This window comes from Pusillimonas sp., from assembly GCF_035515275.1.
Taxonomy (GTDB): domain Bacteria; phylum Pseudomonadota; class Gammaproteobacteria; order Burkholderiales; family Burkholderiaceae_B; genus Pusillimonas.
Window position 1 is genome coordinate 1 of sequence record NZ_DATJBQ010000139.1, and the last position, 18,640, is coordinate 18,640.

Annotated in this window: 24 protein-coding genes and 1 pseudogene; 23 read left to right on the top strand and 2 right to left on the bottom strand. The window is 59.7% G+C overall.

Going from position 1 to position 18,640, the window contains the following annotated elements; translation table 11 throughout:
- Positions 1–407: 407 nt before the first annotated feature.
- The 20 genes from VL003_RS10200 to tatC all read left to right on the top strand — a co-directional run bounded on the left by VL003_RS10200 (position 408) and on the right by tatC (position 14,865).
- The gene (locus tag VL003_RS10200) at positions 408–1,244 is read left to right on the top strand and encodes an ABC transporter ATP-binding protein (protein ID WP_325442118.1); all 837 of its coding nucleotides are present in this window, start codon (positions 408–410) and stop codon (positions 1,242–1,244) included.
- A complete protein-coding gene (gene mlaE / locus VL003_RS10205; RefSeq protein ID WP_325442120.1) occupies positions 1,241–2,026 on the top strand; it encodes a lipid asymmetry maintenance ABC transporter permease subunit MlaE in 786 nt (261 codons plus the stop codon). Before VL003_RS10200 ends, mlaE begins: the two co-directional genes overlap by 4 nt.
- 12 nt (positions 2,027–2,038) lie before the next feature.
- The gene (gene mlaD, locus VL003_RS10210; protein WP_325442122.1) at positions 2,039–2,515 is read left to right on the top strand and encodes an outer membrane lipid asymmetry maintenance protein MlaD; all 477 of its coding nucleotides are present in this window, start codon (positions 2,039–2,041) and stop codon (positions 2,513–2,515) included.
- Between the two features lie 53 nt (positions 2,516–2,568).
- Positions 2,569–3,420, top strand: a complete 852-nt coding sequence (locus VL003_RS10215) for an MlaA family lipoprotein (RefSeq protein WP_325442124.1) — start codon at positions 2,569–2,571, stop codon at positions 3,418–3,420.
- Between the two features lie 15 nt (positions 3,421–3,435).
- The gene (locus VL003_RS10220) at positions 3,436–4,083 is read left to right on the top strand and encodes an MlaC/ttg2D family ABC transporter substrate-binding protein (protein ID WP_325442125.1); all 648 of its coding nucleotides are present in this window, start codon (positions 3,436–3,438) and stop codon (positions 4,081–4,083) included.
- A gap of 137 nt (positions 4,084–4,220) precedes the next feature.
- Positions 4,221–5,015 (top strand): ABC transporter ATP-binding protein, encoded by a 795-nt coding sequence (locus tag VL003_RS10225; RefSeq protein WP_325442127.1) that lies wholly within the window; start codon positions 4,221–4,223, stop codon positions 5,013–5,015.
- Positions 5,012–5,803 carry an ABC transporter permease gene (locus VL003_RS10230; RefSeq protein WP_325442129.1) on the top strand — a complete coding sequence of 264 codons (792 nt, stop codon included), beginning with the start codon at positions 5,012–5,014 and terminating at the stop codon, positions 5,801–5,803. Before VL003_RS10225 ends, VL003_RS10230 begins: the two co-directional genes overlap by 4 nt.
- 5 nt (positions 5,804–5,808) lie before the next feature.
- The gene (locus VL003_RS10235; RefSeq protein WP_325442131.1) at positions 5,809–6,057 is read left to right on the top strand and encodes a BolA family protein; all 249 of its coding nucleotides are present in this window, start codon (positions 5,809–5,811) and stop codon (positions 6,055–6,057) included.
- Entirely contained in the window at positions 6,050–7,315 is a 1,266-nt protein-coding gene (murA, locus tag VL003_RS10240; protein WP_325442133.1) for a UDP-N-acetylglucosamine 1-carboxyvinyltransferase, read from the top strand. The genes VL003_RS10235 and murA overlap by 8 nt, the downstream gene beginning before the upstream one ends.
- Positions 7,312–7,983, top strand: coding sequence for an ATP phosphoribosyltransferase (gene hisG / locus VL003_RS10245; RefSeq protein ID WP_325442134.1), 672 nt, complete (start codon positions 7,312–7,314; stop codon positions 7,981–7,983). Before murA ends, hisG begins: the two co-directional genes overlap by 4 nt.
- Before the next feature lie 142 nt (positions 7,984–8,125).
- On the top strand, positions 8,126–9,427 hold the full coding sequence (hisD, locus tag VL003_RS10250) for a histidinol dehydrogenase (RefSeq protein WP_325442135.1): 1,302 nt from the start codon (positions 8,126–8,128) through the stop codon (positions 9,425–9,427).
- A 77-nt stretch (positions 9,428–9,504) separates the two neighbouring features.
- Positions 9,505–10,092 (top strand): imidazoleglycerol-phosphate dehydratase HisB, encoded by a 588-nt coding sequence (gene hisB, locus VL003_RS10255; protein WP_325442136.1) that lies wholly within the window; start codon positions 9,505–9,507, stop codon positions 10,090–10,092.
- Positions 10,093–10,116: 24 nt separating this feature from the next.
- Positions 10,117–10,770 (top strand): imidazole glycerol phosphate synthase subunit HisH, encoded by a 654-nt coding sequence (gene hisH / locus VL003_RS10260; protein ID WP_325442137.1) that lies wholly within the window; start codon positions 10,117–10,119, stop codon positions 10,768–10,770.
- A 47-nt stretch (positions 10,771–10,817) separates the two neighbouring features.
- Positions 10,818–11,561, top strand: a complete 744-nt coding sequence (gene hisA, locus VL003_RS10265; RefSeq protein ID WP_325442139.1) for a 1-(5-phosphoribosyl)-5-[(5-phosphoribosylamino)methylideneamino]imidazole-4-carboxamide isomerase — start codon at positions 10,818–10,820, stop codon at positions 11,559–11,561.
- Complete coding sequence (gene hisF / locus VL003_RS10270) at positions 11,558–12,361, top strand: imidazole glycerol phosphate synthase subunit HisF (RefSeq protein ID WP_325442141.1); 804 nt, start codon at positions 11,558–11,560, stop codon at positions 12,359–12,361. The genes hisA and hisF overlap by 4 nt, the downstream gene beginning before the upstream one ends.
- Positions 12,362–12,363: 2 nt before the next feature.
- On the top strand, positions 12,364–12,771 hold the full coding sequence (gene hisI / locus VL003_RS10275; RefSeq protein WP_325442143.1) for a phosphoribosyl-AMP cyclohydrolase: 408 nt from the start codon (positions 12,364–12,366) through the stop codon (positions 12,769–12,771).
- Positions 12,768–13,115, top strand: coding sequence for a phosphoribosyl-ATP diphosphatase (locus VL003_RS10280; RefSeq protein ID WP_325442145.1), 348 nt, complete (start codon positions 12,768–12,770; stop codon positions 13,113–13,115). The genes hisI and VL003_RS10280 overlap by 4 nt, the downstream gene beginning before the upstream one ends.
- 102 nt (positions 13,116–13,217) lie before the next feature.
- On the top strand, positions 13,218–13,454 hold the full coding sequence (gene tatA / locus VL003_RS10285; protein WP_325442147.1) for a Sec-independent protein translocase subunit TatA: 237 nt from the start codon (positions 13,218–13,220) through the stop codon (positions 13,452–13,454).
- 59 nt (positions 13,455–13,513) lie between these two features.
- The gene (gene tatB, locus VL003_RS13460; RefSeq protein ID WP_414708287.1) at positions 13,514–14,113 is read left to right on the top strand and encodes a Sec-independent protein translocase protein TatB; all 600 of its coding nucleotides are present in this window, start codon (positions 13,514–13,516) and stop codon (positions 14,111–14,113) included.
- Positions 14,110–14,865, top strand: a complete 756-nt coding sequence (tatC, locus tag VL003_RS10295; RefSeq protein WP_325442149.1) for a twin-arginine translocase subunit TatC — start codon at positions 14,110–14,112, stop codon at positions 14,863–14,865. The genes tatB and tatC overlap by 4 nt, the downstream gene beginning before the upstream one ends.
- 46 nt (positions 14,866–14,911) lie before the next feature.
- Here the strand turns inward: tatC and VL003_RS10300 are convergent, their stop codons facing one another.
- Complete coding sequence (locus tag VL003_RS10300) at positions 14,912–16,075, bottom strand: S1C family serine protease (protein ID WP_325442151.1); 1,164 nt, start codon at positions 16,073–16,075, stop codon at positions 14,912–14,914.
- Positions 16,076–16,088: 13 nt separating this feature from the next.
- Between VL003_RS10300 and VL003_RS10305 the strand changes: the two genes are divergently transcribed.
- The gene (locus tag VL003_RS10305) at positions 16,089–16,865 is read left to right on the top strand and encodes a Nif3-like dinuclear metal center hexameric protein (RefSeq protein WP_325442152.1); all 777 of its coding nucleotides are present in this window, start codon (positions 16,089–16,091) and stop codon (positions 16,863–16,865) included.
- Between the two features lie 112 nt (positions 16,866–16,977).
- Here the strand turns inward: VL003_RS10305 and mscL are convergent, their stop codons facing one another.
- On the bottom strand, positions 16,978–17,436 hold the full coding sequence (mscL, locus tag VL003_RS10310) for a large conductance mechanosensitive channel protein MscL (RefSeq protein ID WP_325442154.1): 459 nt from the start codon (positions 17,434–17,436) through the stop codon (positions 16,978–16,980).
- Positions 17,437–17,561: 125 nt separating this feature from the next.
- Between mscL and petA the strand changes: the two genes are divergently transcribed.
- Together petA and VL003_RS10320 are read left to right on the top strand one after the other, a co-directional pair.
- Complete coding sequence (petA, locus tag VL003_RS10315; protein WP_325442156.1) at positions 17,562–18,221, top strand: ubiquinol-cytochrome c reductase iron-sulfur subunit; 660 nt, start codon at positions 17,562–17,564, stop codon at positions 18,219–18,221.
- 54 nt (positions 18,222–18,275) lie between these two features.
- A pseudogene (locus tag VL003_RS10320) lies at positions 18,276–18,640 on the top strand (cytochrome bc complex cytochrome b subunit); the annotation flags it as partial.

Genomic DNA, 18,640 nt, shown 5'->3' on the forward strand with positions numbered 1-18,640 from the left:
GGGATGCAAGCACGCAGCATGTGTGAGCAACAAGGGTGGCGGGCCACTGGCCCGCCGTTGCGAGTTCTGCGTGCGCCCCGAAAATGATAGACGGCGAGGGAAGCCGGCAAAGCCGGCCGCAGCTGCCGGCGCCCAAATACCTCACCCCGCCCCGCGCCGCTTTAAGAACTCACCCCCCTCCAGAAGCAAAAAAGCCGGAACATCACAAAAAAACAGCGCCGTCACAAATGGCGAGTTGACCGATGCGCAGCGCAAGCTCGCCGCGCCGGCGCGCGGGCACCATGCGCCGGCTTTTCCAGAAACGCTACGCCCCCAGTTCCAAAAAAAACAACAGCGAAAGCCAGGCAAAACGCCACATATAACGACTCACGATACAATGCCCAGTTCACCATCAGACAAGCAATCCCATGGAACTTGATGACGCAGGCCAGAACACAGAGCCGCTTCTCGATTTCTCCAGCGTTTCCCTAGGCTACGGAAACTTCACCGTATTGCGGGATATCGACCTGCGCGTTCATCGCGGCCAGGTCGTTGTCATGATGGGCGGCTCCGGCTCAGGCAAGACCACCCTGTTGCGGGGCGCCACCGGCCAAATTACCGCACAACACGGCAGCATCACCGTCTTCGGCCAAAATCTGGCCAACGTCTCAAACGAAAAACTGCGAGAACTGCGTCAGCGTATGGGCGTGCTGTTTCAGCAGGGCGCCTTGTTTACCGACCTGGATGTCTTCGAGAACGTCGCGTTCCCATTGCGCGAACACACCCGGGTGTCTGACGCCCAGGTTACCGAGTGCGTGCTCGACAAACTCAATGCCGTCGGCCTGCGCGCTGCCGCCCACCTCAAGATCTCCGAGATCTCCGGCGGCATGGCACGCCGCGTGGCTTTGGCGCGAGCCATTGTGCTTGAGCCCGAACTAATTTTGTACGACGAGCCCTTTGCCGGACTCGACCCCATTTCTCTCGGTATTACCGCACAACTCATACGCAACCTGACCGACCGCCTTCATTGCGCCTCGGTGCTCATCACCCACGACGTGGCTGAATCATTTGCCATTGCCGACCAGGTTTACATGGTGGGTCAAGGCAGGCTGTTGGCCTCGGGCGCACCCGCCGAGCTGGCCAAATCCACCGACCCATACATCCGGCAATTTTTAAACGGCCAGCCCGACGGCCCCATTGCATTCCACTACCCCGAAACGCCTGCTTTCAAGCAATGGCTCGACAAGCAACGAGGCCGCTCATGAACCCCATCAAAGGCATCCGCAAACTAGGCGCCTGGGCGGTCAAGTTCATATTCGGCCTGGGCGCATTTGCCCGGTTGTTCGGCCTGGTTCTGCGGCGCAGCGGGGCCGCCTTGCGCCGGCCGGGCCTGGTGTCGCAGCAAGTGCACTTTATCGGCAACTATTCGCTGATCATCATTGCCGTGTCCGGCCTGTTCGTGGGGTTTGTGCTGGGCCTGCAAGGGTATTACACGCTAAACCGCTATGGCTCCGAAGAAGCCCTGGGGCTGCTTGTGGCGCTTTCGCTCACTCGCGAACTGGGCCCCGTGGTAACGGCCCTGCTGTTTGCCGGGCGTGCGGGCACCTCGCTAACCGCCGAGATCGGCCTCATGAAAGCCGGCGAACAGCTGGCCGCCATGGAAGTCATGGCGGTGGACCCCATACGCCGCGTGCTGGTTCCGCGCTTCTGGGGCGGTGTCATTGCCATGCCCGTGCTGGCAGCCGTGTTTTCCATGGTCGGCATTATTGGCGGCTGGGTGGTCGGCGTGCTGCTTATCGGCATCGACCCAGGCTCCTTCTGGTCGCAAATGCAAGACGGCGTTGACGTTTTCAAAGATATCGCCAACGGCGTGATCAAGAGTGTGATCTTCGGCATTGCCGTCACCATGATCGCCCTGTACGAAGGCTGGAACGCCCGGGCCACACCCGAAGGCGTCGCCAAGGCAACCACCCGAACCGTGGTCAGTGGCTCTTTGGTCGTGCTCGGCCTGGACTTCCTGCTTACCGCACTTATGTTCAGCAATTAATACGGAACCATCATGACGCGTGAAAAAACCGATTTCTGGGTCGGCCTGTTTGTACTGCTGGGTATTGTCTCCCTGGTATTTCTGGCGCTGCGGGCCGGCAATCTAAGCTCGTTCTCATTCGGCAGCAGCAGCTATCAGGTGCAGGCCAACTTCGACAACCTGGGCGGCCTGAAAGTGCGTGCGCCGGTCAAAAGCAGCGGAGTCGTCGTGGGCCGCGTCAGCGCCATCCAGTTCGACAATCAAATGTATCAGGCCGTGGTCACCCTCGACCTGCAGCAAGGCTTTGAATTCCCGGTCGACTCTTCGGCGTCTATTCTTACATCAGGGCTGCTAGGCGAACAGTACATTGGGTTGAGCCCAGGCGGCGAAGATAAAATGCTGGCGCAGAACGACCGTATTCAATACACCCAAAGCGCGGTGGTACTCGAGGAATTGATCAGCAAGTTCCTGTACAGTTCGGCAGATAAAGAAGGCACGGCCGCGCCTTAACAGCGCCGCAACGTAAAATAACACCCGGCAAATAAAAACCAGCAACCAAGATCATGAACACATGCAAAACCGAAACACGCGGGCGCCTCAGCGGCCTGGCGTCCGCCTTGGCTCTTACGGCCTTTGTTGCCGGTTGCGCACACGTGCCCAACCCCAACCCGCAAGACCCCTGGGAAAGCTACAACCGCAGCATGTACCAGTTCAACGACGCTGTGGACAAAGCATTGTTCAAGCCCATCGCCACCGGCTACAAACAGCTTACTCCCGAGCCGGCCCGCACCTGTATTCATAATGTCTTTGCCAACATGGCCGACCTGTGGTCGTCCGTCAACAGCTTTTTACAGGGTCGAGGCCACGACGGCATCAACATGCTGGGCCGGGTGCTGTTCAACTCCACCATGGGCCTGGGCGGCTGTATCGACGTCGCTTCCATGAACGGCTCCCAGCGCATCGTCAACGACTTTGGTGTTACGCTGGGTGTGTGGGGCTTCAAGCCGGGCCCCTATGTTGTACTGCCGTTCCTGGGTTCCAGCTCGGTACGCGACGGCGTGGGCCGTGGCGCCATGATGGCCGCGGGCGGCTCCAGCGTGGCACCGGTCATGGCGATCGACAATATTCCGCTACGCAACAGCATTCTGGTCCTTGACGCAATCGACACGCGTGCAAGCCTGCTCGACGCCGACGATCTGGTCAACCGCATCGCGCTTGATCGCTACAGCTTCATCCGCGACGCTTACATGCAGCGTCGCGAGTCGCTGGTACGCGGCAATCAGGTCAACCCCGACGCACCGTACGGAACCTTGCCCGACTACTCCGACGACGAGCTGCCCGATTATTCCGACGACGATGATTCGGCCGCTCAAGCCCCGGCACCTGCCGCGGGCTCTGTGCCCGCCGCGCAATAACGAAGGAAACCATTCATGAATTTTTCTGTTTCAGGCATTTCCCGCAACGTTTTTTACCGCTTTGGCGTCGCTCTGCTGCTCTCACTGGGTCTGGCTGTGGCGGCTCAAGCCAAGCAGGCGGTCGACCCCAAAGCCGCACCCAACGATTTCGTGCAAGCGGTGGGCAACAACATTCTGGAAGTGCTTCGGCAAGACACCGCCGCGCAACAGGGCGACCTGAACCGCATCAACCAACTGGTCGACGAATACGTACTGCCATACATCAACCTCGAAAAAACCACTCGTCTGGCGGCCGGCCGCAACTGGCGCCAAGCTTCTGAGCAACAGAAAAAAGAACTGGTCGAGGCGTTCAAGGGCACCCTCATTCGCACCTATAGCGGCGCACTGTCAAAGGTAGACGAAGTTTCAGCCTTGCAGATCCTGCCCTTCCGGGGCGATGCCAATGCCGACGACGTCGTCGTGCGCTCCAGCATCAGCCAACGCAACGGCCCCGCAGTAGGCGTTGACTATCGCCTCGAAAACACCCCCGCAGGCTGGAAAATCTATGACCTGAACGTTGAAGGCATCTGGCTGATTCAGAACTACCGAAACCAGTTTACGGAACAGATCAACCAGAACGGCATCGACGGTCTGATCACCGCCCTGAACCAGCAAAACAAATAAGCATTCCGGCGCAGCGCCCTGCCCAGGGGCGGCCGTGCCTTCCTTGGCGGGTCGCAGCAACCCCTTGGCAATGGGTAACGTTCACCCATATATAATGGATAGCTTGGCTCCTTCTTGAGCCAGGCTCTTTTTTTATTATGTCTGCGCTTACTTTAAAGAACATCTCAAAAATCTATGCCCCCGAAAACGGCGGGCTGATGAAACTGTTTTCTCGGTCAGGCCGGAGAAAAAAGGGCTTTCAAGCCCTTAACGATGTCAGCCTAACCGTCGAGCACGGCGAGTTCTTTGGTCTGTTGGGCCCCAACGGTGCCGGCAAGACCACCATGATCTCCATATTGGCCGGCCTGGCGCGCGCCACGTCGGGCAGTGCCAGTGTCTGCGGGCACGACGTGGTGTCCGACTACAAACAGTCGCGACGCTCGCTGGGCGTGGTACCCCAAGAGCTGGTCTACGACCCGTTTTTTACGGTGCGCGAAACACTGCGCCTGCAGTCGGGCTACTTCGGCCTGCGCAACAACGACGACTGGATCGACGAGATTCTGGCCAATTTGGGGCTGACCGATAAGGCCGACACCAATATGCGCGCACTGTCAGGCGGCATGAAACGGCGCGTGCTGGTGGCTCAGGCCCTGGTGCACCGGCCACCGGTCATTATTCTTGACGAACCCACCGCCGGGGTCGATGTCGACCTGCGCCGCACCTTGTGGGAGTTCATTTCACGCCTGAATCACGAAGGGCACACCATATTGTTGACCACCCATTACCTGGAAGAGGCCGAGGCGCTGTGCGGACGCATCGCCATGCTTAAAAGTGGGCGCATTGTGGCGCTGGACACCACGCAATCGCTATTGGCGCGCGTGGGCGGCAACGACCTCGAAGACGCCTTCGTGCGCATCATGCGCGACGACAACGCACTAGAGGTTCTGGCATGAGCAGCCCCATCATTCAGCCGCAAGCCGGCATGGGCTCGGGCTTTCCTACGCTGCTGCGCAAAGAGCTGCTGCGCTTCTGGAAGGTGGGATTTCAAACCGTGGCGGCGCCGGTTCTTACCGCGCTGCTGTACCTGCTGGTGTTCGCGCATGTTCTGGAAGGCCGCGTACAGGTTTACGGCACCCTGCCGTACACCTCGTTTCTGATACCCGGGCTCATGATGATGAGCATGCTGCAAAACGCATTCGCCAACCCCTCGTCATCGTTGATACAAAGCCGCATCACCGGAAACCTGGTGTTCGTGCTGCTTCCGCCTTTGTCGCATCGGCAGATATTCAGCGCTTACCTGCTGGCGGCCGTGGTACGCGGCCTGTGCGTGGGGCTTTGCATCTGGCTGGTGGCGCTGTTCTTCACGCCGCTGGTTCCGCACAACATGCTTTGGGTGCTTGCTTTTGCGGTGCTTTCTTGCGGCATTATGGGTGCGCTGGGCATTATTGCCGGCTTGTGGTCCGAAAAATTTGACCAGCTGGCTGCGTTTCAAAACTTCCTGATTTTGCCGGCCACCTTCTTGTCAGGCGTGTTCTACTCCATACACAGTTTGCCGGCGTTCTGGCAAAAAGTGTCGCACTGGAACCCCATTTTCTACACCATCGACGGCTTTCGCTACGGGTTCTTTGCCGTGTCCGACGTTTCCCCCTGGCACAGCCTGGCGGTCGTCGCAGGTGTTTTTGCCGTGCTATGTCTTTGCACGTTACGTCTTCTGGCCTCTGGCTACAAACTGCGGAGCTAACTACTATGCTGCCTACTCCTGAACAAGTACGTCAGTACATTGCCGATCACCTTCCCTGTGACCACATCGAAGTCGCCGGCGACGGCTCGCATTTCGAAGCCCTTATCGTCAGCCCCGCCTTCGAAGGCAAGCGACGCATCGCTCGCCACCAACTGGTCTATGCCTCGCTGGGCGAGCGCATGAAGGCAGAAATTCATGCGCTGTCGATGCGCACCCTTACCCCCGACGAATACAAAGCGAATCCGAATGGATAAACTGTCGATCACCGGCGGAAATCGCCTTGAAGGCGAAATCGCCATTTCGGGCGCAAAAAACGCGGCTTTGCCCATTTTGTGCGCCTCGCTGCTCAGCAGCGACGACATCACCCTTGAAAACGTGCCGGCCTTGCGCGACATCGGCACCACGCTGCAACTGCTGGGCCGTATGGGGGTCAAGGCGCACCAGCCGCAAGCCGGCGTCGTCACCCTTAACGCCGCCCACATAAACAACCTCGAAGCCCCCTACGAGCTGGTCAAGACCATGCGGGCCTCTATATTGGTGCTTGGCCCGCTGCTGACCCGCTTTGGCGAAGCCCGCGTCAGTCTGCCCGGCGGCTGCGCCATAGGCCAGCGCCCGGTCGACCAGCACATAAAAGGGCTCGAAGCACTGGGCGCCGAAATTCATATCGAACACGGCTTTGTCGTCGCACGCGCCAAGCGCCTTAAAGGCGCGACCATCCGCACCGACATGGTCACGGTTACCGGCACCGAGAACCTCATGATGGCGGCCGTACTGGCCGAAGGCCGCACCATCCTCGACAACGCTGCCCGCGAACCTGAAATCTCGGACCTGGCCGAGTTGCTCATTAAAATGGGCGCCCGCATCCAGGGGCACGGTACCGACCGCATCGTCATCGACGGCGTCGATCGCCTGCATGGCGCAACACACCGCATTGTGGCCGACCGCATCGAGGCAGGCACCTTTTTATGTGCCGTGGGCGCCACCGGCGGCGACATCATGCTGCGCCACGCCGCGCCCGGCACCATGGGCGCCATACTCGACAAACTGATCGAAGCCGGCGTTACCATCGAAACGGGGCCCGACTGGGTACGCGGCACCATGAACCGCCGCCCCGATGCGGTGGGCTTTCGTACCTACGAATACCCGGCGTTTCCCACCGACATGCAGGCCCAGCTCATGGCCATGAACACCCTGGCCAAGGGCACGGCCGTCATCGTCGAAAACATCTTCGAAAATCGCTTCATGCATGTGCAAGAGCTGCGCCGCATGGGCGCAAAGATCAACATCGACGGCCCTACCGCAGTGGTTACCGGCGTTGAGTCGTTATCGGGCGCCACGGTCATGGCCACCGACCTGCGTGCCTCGGCCAGCCTGGTCATAGCCGGACTGGCCGCCGAAGGAACCACCACGGTCGAACGCATCTATCACCTTGATCGCGGCTACGAACACATGGAAAACAAGCTGCGCCAGCTTGGCGCCGATATCGCCCGCATCACGGAGGCCTCTTCATGAGCCCGGCAGCCCTCGAAAAACCCCTCACCCTGGCCTTGTCCAAAGGCCGTATTTTCGATGAAACCCTGCCCTTGCTGGCCGCGGCCGGCATACAGGTCAGCGAGAACCCGGAATCTTCGCGCAAGCTTATTTTGCCCACTAGCGATCCGGGCCTGCAATTGATCATTGTGCGTGCATCCGACGTGCCCACCTATGTGCAGTACGGCGCAGCCGACTTCGGCATTGCCGGCAAAGACGTGCTGTTTGAACACGCTGCCGGCAACGCAGGCGGGCTGTACCAGCCCATTGACCTTGACATCGCCAAGTGTCGCCTGTGCGTCGCGGTGCGCGAAGGCTTTGACTACCAGGCCGCCGTGGCACAGGGCTCGCGCCTGCGCGTAGCCACCAAATATGTCCGGGCCGCACGCGAGCACTTCGCACGCAAAGGCGTGTACATAGACCTGATCAAGCTGTACGGCTCAATGGAGCTGGCCCCATTGGTAGGCCTGGCCGACGCCATCGTCGACCTGGTTTCAACGGGCAATACGCTCAAGGCCAACCACTTGGTCGCGGTGGAAGATATTGTGCAGATTTCGTCACGACTTATCGTCAACCAGGCCTCGCTTAAAACCCGGGCAGCCCAGCTGCAACCGCTTATCGACTCCTTCGCACAGGCATCGACCACCTGAAAGACGCCCGACCGCCCAAAGCCACAAGAGGCCCGGCGGTCGGCACCGGCCTACCGGGCGGGTCGCGCCGGGGCCAAAACGGCAACAATGCGCCCGCGCATACGATATACTTTTGATTTATAAAGAATTTATTTCAGCCTTCATGTCGTCGATTCAACGCCTCCGTTCTCAAGATCCCGATTTCGATCAGTCGCTTCGTAACCTGCTGGCCTTTGATGCCGAGCAAGACGACAGCATCGAACATGTCGTGTCCGACGTCTTGAAGAATGTGCGCCATCGGGGCGACGACGCATTGCTTGAATACACGCGCCGCTTCGACCGGGTTCAGGCCGACACCATGCAGGCCCTTGAAATTCCGCGCCACGAATGGCTTGATGCACTCGCCTCGCTGCCCAAAGAGCAGCGTGCGGCGCTCGAGCAGGCCGCCGAGCGGGTGCGCATGTATCACCAGCGTCAAAAAACCGAAAGCTGGTCGTACACCGAGGCAGACGGCACCGTGCTGGGTCAAAAGGTCACCCCTCTTGATCGCGTCGGGCTATATGTACCCGGCGGCAAGGCCGCCTACCCATCATCGGTACTGATGAATGCCATCCCGGCCAAGGTTGCGGGCGTGCCCGAGGTGGTTATGGTTACGCCCACCCCCGACGGCTTGCGCAACCCCATCGTGCTGGCTGCAGCCGCCATTGCGGGCGTCGATCGCGCCTGGGCGATAGGCGGGGCTCAAGCCGTCGGCGCGTTGGCTTATGGCACTCAAACCATTGCACCGGTCGATAAAATCGTTGGCCCCGGCAATGCATATGTGGCCGCTGCAAAGCGGCGCGTTTTCGGCACGGTAGGCATCGACATGATTGCCGGCCCCAGCGAGATTCTAATCATTGCCGACGGCACCACGCCACCCGACTGGGTCGCCATGGATCTGTTCTCGCAGGCCGAGCACGACGAATTGGCTCAGTCCATATTGCTGTGCCCCGACGCCGCCTACCTCGACCAGGTACACGCAGCCATTGACCGCCTCCTGCCCACCATGGCGCGCGCCGACATCATTCGAGCCAGCCTGGCCGGCCGAGGCGCACTGATATTGGTCGACAGCCTCGAGCAGGCTTGCGACATTGCCAACCAAATAGCCCCCGAACACCTGGAAATCTCCACCGAACAGCCCGAGCGCTGGGCGGATAAAATTCGCCATGCGGGCGCCATTTTCATGGGCCGTTACAGCTCTGAATCGCTGGGCGATTACTGCGCCGGCCCCAACCACGTGCTGCCCACATCGCGCACGGCGCGCTTTTCGTCTCCACTGGGCGTCTACGATTTTCAAAAACGCAGCAGCCTTATCCATGTTTCACGCGAAGGCGCACAAACGCTGGGGCGCATCGCTGCAACGCTGGCTCATGGCGAGGGTCTTCAAGCCCACGCAGCCAGTGCGCAATACCGACTCGAACCGTAGCCGCCCACACCCTGCCACGCCGCCAACCGCTTGCCGCCGTTGGCGCCCGATCCGACTCTGAACCGATTATTCTGATTATGCGTACTGCTGAAATTACCCGAAACACCAACGAGACGCGCATCCGCGTCGCCATCAATATCGACGGCACCGGCCGTCAAAGCATCAACACGGGCGTGCCTTTTCTGGATCACATGCTTGACCAGATCGCGCGTCACGGCCTGATTGACCTGGACATTCATTGTGACGGCGATACCCACATCGACGACCATCACACTGTCGAGGACATCGGTATCGCACTGGGCCAAGCCTTTGCCGCCGCCGTCGGCAACAAGGCGGGCCTGCGCCGCTACGGCCACTCGTATGTGCCGCTTGACGAAGCCCTTACCCGCGTCGTCGTCGATTTCTCGGGGCGCCCGGGGCTGTTTTATTCGGTTCCGTTCACCCGTGCCCTGATCGGCCGCTTCGACGTCGACCTGGCCCGCGAGTTCTTCCAGGGCTTCGTCAACCATGCGTTGGTCACCCTGCACATCGACAACCTCAAGGGCGAAAACGCGCACCACCAGTGCGAAACCATGTTCAAGGCCTTTGGGCGCGCGCTGCGCATGGCGATAGAAGCCGACCCGCGTAGCGACGGTACCGTGCCATCGACCAAGGGCGTTCTTTAATCCGCTAACCTCCCGGCCACTATCTTGAATACTATTGCCATCGTCGACTACGGCATGGGTAATTTCCACTCGGTGGCGCGCGCCCTTCAAGCCGCCGCCCCCGACGCCGACATTCGCATCTGCCGCGAAGCCACGCAAATCGACAAGGCTTCGCGTGTGGTGTTTCCCGGCCAGGGCGCCATGCCCGACTGCGTACGCACCCTGAACGAATCCGGCCTGCGCGAAGCGGTCGAGCGCGCAGCGCGCACCAAGCCTTTGCTTGGCGTGTGTGTGGGCGAGCAAATGCTGTTTACGCACAGCGAAGAAGGCGACACACCGTGCCTGAACATATTCGAAGGACGCGTTAAACGCTTCTCGGGCCCCGGCTACGCCTCTGCATCGTCCACCACCGACGAAACCGAACTGCTTAAAGTGCCCCATATGGGATGGAACCGTGTCAAGCAGGTACGGCGTCATCCGCTGTGGGAAGGCATTGCCGACAACACCCACTTTTATTTCGTGCACAGTTACTACGTGCAACCGGCTGACCCCGGCCTTACCGCCGGCCTGGCCCATTACGGGGTAAGCTTTACCTGTGCGGTTGCTCGCGATAACATTTTTGCAGTGCAGTTTCACCCCGAAAAAAGCGCCGATGCAGGTTTGCGCCTGTATCGCAACTTCGTCGACTGGAACCCCTGAACCCCAGCCTCGATTCTTCCCACCTTTCTAGTTTACGAATTCCGATCATGCTATTGATTCCCGCTATCGATCTCAAAGACGGCCACTGTGTTCGGCTGCGCCAGGGCGACTTGGGCGATGCAACCATCTTCTCTGAAGAGCCTGCGACAATGGCTGCACAATGGCTCGAGCAAGGCGCGCGACGCCTGCACCTGGTGGACCTTAACGGCGCCATTGCCGGCACCCCAAAAAACCAGGCCGCCATCAAGGCCATACTCGACGAAGTCGACGGCGATGTGCCCGTGCAAATCGGTGGCGGCATTCGCGACCTCAACACCATCGAGCGCTATCTGGACATAGGCCTTTCATATGTCATTATCGGTACCGCCGCCATTAAAGACCCCGGCTTCTTGCGCGATGCCTGCAGCGCCTTTCCAGGCAACATAATCGTGGGTCTTGATGCCCGCGACGGCAAAGTGGCCACCGACGGCTGGAGCAAACTGACCCGCCACGACGTTATTGATATTGCCCGCAAGTTCGAAGACTACGGCTGTGAAGCCATTATCTACACCGACATCGGACGCGACGGCATGCTTACCGGGGTCAATATCGAATCCACCGTCAAACTTGCCCAAGCAGTGAGTATTCCCATTATTGCCTCAGGCGGCGTCACCAACCTTGACGACATCAAGGCACTTTGCGCGGTCGAAGACGAGGGCATCGAAGGCGCAATTCTGGGTCGCAGCATCTACGAAGGCACGCTTAACTTCACAGCGGCCCAAGAGCTGGCCGACGAACTGGGCGCAGAATGAGCGAAGCTTCCGACATTCCCATGAACAATACGCTGACCCGGCGTATTATTCCTTGCCTGGACGTCACCGCGGGCAGGGTTGTAAAGGGTGTTAATTTTGTCGACCTGGTCGACGCCGGTGACCCGATTGAAATCGCCCGCCGATACAACGAGCAAGGCGCCGACGAGCTCACCTTTCTTGACATTACCGCCACCAGCGACAATCGCGACCTGATCCTGCCCATTATCGAGGCGGTCGCCTCCGAGGTGTTCATCCCGCTTACCGTCGGTGGCGGGGTGCGGCAGGTGGCCGACATTCAGCGGCTGCTCAACGCCGGGGCCGACAAGGTTTCGATCAACAGCGCAGCGGTCAGCAACCCCGAGCTCGTCAAGGCGGCGGCCGACTATCACGGCTCGCAGTGCATTGTGGTGGCCATTGACGCGCGTCGCACCTCTGAAGCCGGCGAGCCCCCGCGCTGGGAGATCTTCACCCACGGCGGCCGCAAGGCAACAGGAATCGACGCCATCGAGTGGGCACGCAAAATGGCAAGTTACGGCGCCGGAGAAATCTTGCTTACCAGCATGGACCGCGACGGCACCAAATCGGGCTTTGATCTGGCCCTGACCCGCGCCGTGTCAGACGCCGTGCCGGTGCCCGTTATCGCCTCGGGCGGCGTCGGCAAACTCGAACACCTTGTCGACGGCATTATCAAGGGCCGCGCCAGTGCGGTGTTGGCCGCCAGCATTTTCCATTATGGCGAATTCACCATTCCGCAAGCCAAAGAATACATGGCCCGCAAGGGCATCAACATGCGGCTCTAAACATGAACACCCAGCAAACTTCGTGGCTCGACAGTGTTGTCTTTGACGCTGCAGGCCTGATACCGGCCATTGCCCAGGACGCCGTCAATGGCACCGTCCTGATGGTGGCCTGGATGAATCGCGAATCGCTTGCCCTAACCGCTGCCACCGGTCGCGCCGTGTACTGGTCTCGTTCACGGGGCAAGCTGTGGCGCAAGGGCGAAGAATCAGGCCATCATCAGGTGGTGCACGAACTGCGCCTTGACTGCGACGGCGACGTCATTTTGCTCAAGGTCGAGCAGGTGGGCGGCATCGCCTGCCACACCGGACGACAAAGCTGCTTCTTCCAGCGCCTTGAAGGCGCGCCCGACCAGCCTCGCTGGGAAACCACCGATCCTGTCCTCAAAGACCCCGAGCTGATCTACAAATGAACCAAACTGAAAACCCGGCCGACATCTTGTCGCGGCTGGCCGATACGCTTGAGACCCGCTTGCCGGGGCGCGGGGCAGACCCCGCCGCCTCGTATTCGGCCAAGCTCCTGGCCAAGGGCCCCGACGCCTTCTTGAAGAAAATCGGCGAAGAAGCCACCGAGCTGGTCATGGCTGCCAAAGACAACGCCCCCGAGCGCATCATCTACGAAACGGCCGACCTCTGGTTTCATAGCCTTATCGCCCTGACGCACTATAATCTGCGGCCCGAAGACGTATTGCGCGAATTGGCTCGCCGGGAAGGTACGTCGGGGCTGGTAGAAAAGGCCGGCCGAAGCAAGGGCTAGGCGCACCTTCCCACCTTCGGTTAGGTAGAATGCAAATATAGGGAATCGATTCCCGCATTACAGTACAGTACACGCGGCACGAACCGCACAACGGAGATAAACATGGGTAGTTTCAGTATTTGGCACTGGCTGGTTGTTCTGGTCATTGTGGCGCTTATATTCGGCACCAAAAAGCTGCGCAATATGGGCGAAGACCTGGGCGGCGCCGTTAAAGGTTTCAAAAAGGGCATGGCCGACGCAACCAGCGACCCCAACAAGCCCGAGTCGGTAACCAACACCGAACGCGTAGAGTCCAAAGAAACCATCGACGTGCAGGCCAAAGAAAAGAACGGGTCCTGATTTTCCTCCCAGCAAGCGGCCACAGCCGCTTTGCGCAGACTTAAACGGCTCCTGTTTCCATGTTCGACATCAGCTTCAGCGAACTCATGCTGATCGGCGTCATTGCGCTGATCGTCATCGGCCCCGAGCGCCTGCCCAAAGTGGCACGCACGGTGGGACACCTATTGGGTCGCGCCCAACGCTACGTCAACGACGTAAAAACCGACATTCGCAAAGAGATGGATTCCTCTGAAATCAGCACTCTGAAAGACCAGATGCAAGAGGCGGCCAGCTCGGTCAAGGCGTCGGTCGATGAAGCCGGCAAGGCATGGCGCGCGCCGCTTGACGAAGCACAAGACGCCCTGAAGCAGGCTTCTGATTCGGTCAAGACGCTGGCCGACGCCGCTCGCAACATCCACGACCCGGCCAACGCCACGCCGGGCGACGCCACGCCCGGCGACACCTCGCCAGACGCGTCTTCAAGCCCGGTCACCGAGCCGGCCGGGTCCGGGGCATCAGACCCCGTCCAGCGCCCGACCTCTGATCAGGACATGGAAGAGTCCGAAAGCATCGACACGCAAACGCTGCCGCTACCCGGATTCGAGCGCGAGCGCGAGCCCGTCATGCAAGACAGCGCTGCGGCCGAATCGTCCAATGCCAATAAGGGCCCGCAGCCGTGACTCAGCAAGACAGCTTCATCTCTCATCTGATCGAACTGCGCACACGTCTGCTGAAGGCCGTAGGCGCCATTCTGGTCGTATTCGTTGCGTTATTTTTGTACCCCGGGCCCTCGGTTATTTACGACCTGCTGGCCCAGCCCATGCTGGCCTCGCTGCCGCAAGGCACCCGCATGATCGCCACGGGTGTCATCACGCCGTTCATGGTGCCCGTCAAGGTGACCTTGCTGGCTGCATTCGTCATCACCCTGCCCATCGTGCTTTATCAGGCCTGGGCGTTCATTGCGCCGGGGCTTTACCGGCACGAGCAGCGCCTGGCACTGCCGCTGATCTTTTCCAGCACGGTACTGTTCTTGCTGGGCATGGCATTTTGCTATTTTGTCGTCTTTCGCACTGTGTTCCACTTTATCGCCGGGTTCGCGCCCGAGTCGATCACGCCCGCACCCGATATCGAGGCCTACGTCAGTTTCGTCCTGACCATGTTCGTGGCCTTCGGCATCACCTTCGAAGTTCCCGTAGCGGTTATCTTGCTAGTCAAGGCCGGTCTGGTCACCGTACAAAAACTGCGCGAGGCGCGCGGCTATGTCATTGTGGGCGCCTTCATTATTGCCGCCGTGGTTACCCCCCCCGACGTGCTTAGCCAGTTCATGCTGGCTGTGCCGCTTTGCCTGCTGTTCGAATTAGGCCTGTTTATAGCGGCGCGCATGAAGCCGCGCGAAGCACGCGACAGCTCCGCCGAAGAAGCGGCGGAATAAGCCCGCGCAGGCGGCAACGCCGTCTGCCAGATAGCCACCCATTGCGCTAAGGTCGGCGGCCCCCATTTTGCAGCGCAGGCCGGGCACCCACCTGCAGGGTCAGGGTGCTTTTTCGTCCAGCGCGCAGTATTTGCAGCTGAGTCTGGCTTTCGGGCTCCAGTCGCGCGATCTGATTCAAGAAGCCTATTGTGTTCTGCACCGGCGCATCGCCCAACCCCAGCACAATATCGCCCACGCGCAGCCCCGCCTTGGCCGCCGGCCCGCCGCGCAAAATGCCGGCAACAATCACACCGTCGCGGCGCTTCAGATTAAAGGCCTTGGCCAACTCGGGGGTAATGTCTTGCGGCTCGATGCCCAGCCAACCCCGCGTAACACGGCCTGTGGCAATAATTTGCTCGAGCACCGATTGCGCTGCCGCCGACGGAATGGCAAAACCGATTCCCAGCGACCCCCCTGTCTCTGAATAAATGGCTGTATTGATGCCGATAAGGCGGCCCTGGGTGTCGATAAGCGCACCGCCCGAGTTACCCGGGTTAATGGCGGCGTCGGTCTGAATAAAATTCTCGTAAATATTAATGCCCAGCCGGTTGCGGCCCAGGGCCGACACGATGCCCATGGTAGTGGTCTGCCCCACACCAAACGGGTTCCCGATAGCCAGCACTACGTCGCCCACCTGTACTTCGTGTGAGCCATTGAAGGTGATGCTTGAAAGGCTGTCCAGATCAATCTTCAGTACCGCCAGGTCGCTTTCGGGGTCGGCCCCCACCAGCTTGGCGCGCGCCTCGCGTCCGTCGTGCAGGGCAACCTCAATCGCATCGGCCGCTTCAATTACGTGGTAGTTTGTTAGAACATAGCCGTCGGGCCGCACAATGACGCCCGAGCCCAGCGTGGTTGCTTCGCGCTTACGTGTAAGACCTGGCAGGCTTTGCAGCAGCCGAGACAGCTCGGGGTCATTTAACAAAGGCGAAACCAGCTCGGTGGTTTGCTTGGTGGTATATACGTTGACCACGGCCGGCGCCGCCTGCGCCACCGCATCAGCATAAGAGGTCGCCCCGCCCGGTAACGACGCAACCGCCGGCACCGACCCCGCGCCGGCCTGAGGCACCCCGGCCGAGCGCCCTAGCCAATCGGGCCGGAGGGTGGCGACTATGAATAAAATACCCAGACACACTGTTACGGTTTGGGCGAAAAGCAACCAGAATCGACGCATAAGGCACACGATAATGAAACGAATCGATAGATCCGACTTGAGCAACTGGCTGGACGCAACGTTGCAGCCACAACAGTTCAAAGACTACTGCCCCAACGGCCTGCAGGTCGAGGGCGCGCAAAGCATCAGCCACATTATCACCGGAGTCACCGCTTCACGCGCACTGCTCGAAGAGGCGATCCGCCGAAAGGCCGATACGGTGTTTGTTCACCACGGATGGTTCTGGAAAAACGAAGATGCCCGCCTTATCGGCACCAAGCGCGAGCGCATTGCACTAGCCCTGCAACACGGCCTGAACCTGTTTGCGTATCACCTGCCGTTGGACGCGCACCCCCAACTGGGCAACAACGCCCAATTAGGCCAGGTGCTGGGCCTTACCCCCGACCTGGATGCCGAGGGCAAGCCACGCAACTGCGGCCCCGACGATCTGGTCTGGCTAGGTCGTTGCCCCGCAGGCACGACGCTCGAAAGCCTGAGCCACACCGTGGCCCAGGCCCTGAACCGCGAACCATTGGTTATCGGCGACCCCCAACAAACCATCGAGCGTGTCGCCTGGTGCACGGGCGGCGCGCAAGACATGATGCAGGCGGCTGTGGATGCGGGCGCGCAGGTATACATTACCGGCGAAGCCTCGGAGCCTAATTTTCATATTGCGAACGAAACCGGCGTGGGATTTATTGCCGCAGGCCATCACGCCACCGAGCGCTATGGCGCGCAGGCAGTGGGCCGGGCCATCGCCGACCATTTCGGCGTCAAGGTAGAGTTTGTCGACCTGACCAACCCGGTATAGATACGGCCGTTTACCGCTGTTTCCACGCGCCTTGCTGCGGCGGCAGGCCGGACTTGACCATGCCTTGAGGCAAGCTGCCTTAAGGCATGGTTTCTTGCAAATGACCCGAAGCCTACTTCTTGAGCAGGTCGCGGATCTCGCGCAACAACAAAATGTCGTCGGGCGTAACTTGGGGTGGCGGCGCCCCGACAGCCTCTTCGCGCTCGAAGCTTTTTCGGGCGCGATTAACGGCCTTGACCATGAAGAACACCACCAGGGCCAGCAGCAAGAAGTTAATGAAAATGGTAATGAAGTTGCCCCAGGCCAGCACATTTCCGCCGGCCTCGACAATGGCTTCGTACGTTCGCGGTCCGGTGTAGTTCTGGGGTTCTTTCAGCACCCAGAACAAATTGGTGAAGTCGACCTGACCGCCCAATATGAAACTGATTATGGGCATGATCACGTCTTTTACCAACGAATCGATAATCTTGCCAAAGGCCGCTCCGATGATCACACCAACGGCAAGGTCGATCATGTTGCCTTTGACAGCGAACTCACGAAATTCAGCTAAAAAACCACGTGCGCCATTCATATGAAATATCCTCGGTGATTACACCCTGTAGCGGGCTAACGCTATAATACGCGGTTGAAAGAATATTCAACATAGTTAATACATTGAATTTCGCTGCTCGATTGGGCACGAACAAGGATACAAGCATGAGTCAGGACAAGTCACAGTTTGACGGCGTCTCAGCAGACGGAGCAGTTGCCCTTGATGCAAATCTTCCGCCTGATCCGTCGCGGCGCTTATGGGTGGCCACCACCTGTGCGGTGGGCGGCGTAGCCGGTCTCGCAACCGCCGTTCCTTTTGTCGGTTCGTTTGCTCCGTCAGACAAGGCCCGTGCGGCCGGCGCCCCGGTTCAGGTCGACCTTTCGGGCATTCCCGAAGGCCAGATGCGCACCGTCGAGTGGCGCGGCAAGCCGGTCTGGGTGCTGCACCGCACCCAGCAGCAAATCGACGAACTCAAAGACAACGACGAGTTCCTGGCCGACCCGCAATCCGACCGCCCCGGCTTCACCCCCGAGTACGCCAAGAATGAATTCCGCTCGCGCGACCCCAAGTATCTGGTCGCTGTGGGCATTTGCACCCACCTGGGTTGCTCGCCTACCCCGCACTTGGCAGCCGGCCCCGGGCCCGGCCTGCCCGCTGACTGGGAAGGCGGCTTTTTCTGCCCCTGCCACGGTTCCGCCTTCGATCTGGCCGGCCGGGTCTACAAAAACGTACCCGCACCCGACAACCTCGAGGTGCCGCCTTACGAGTTTTCGGCCGATGGCACCAGCGTCACTATTGGTGTCGACGAAAACAACAGGGCCTGACCCGCAACTGAACCATTACGCCTCGTAAGATAAAGATATAAAGGAACCGTTTCCATGGCTGGCGAGAAAACCGTCGAAACGACAGGGCTCTTAGGTTGGATAGACAGGCGCTTCCCAGCGTCCAAGCTGTTCAAAGAGCACATGTCAGAATACTACGCTCCAAAGAACTTCAACTTTTGGTACTTCTTCGGGTCACTGGCGCTGTTGGTGCTGGTCATCCAGATCGTGACCGGCATTTTCCTGGTCATGAACTACAAACCCGACGGCGAGCTTGCCTTCAATTCCGTCGAGTTCATTATGCGCGAAGTCCCCTGGGGCTGGCTGATCCGCTACATGCACTCTACCGGCGCCTCGATGTTCTTCGTGGTGGTGTACCTGCACATGCTGCGCGGCCTGTTTTACGGCTCGTACCGCAAGCC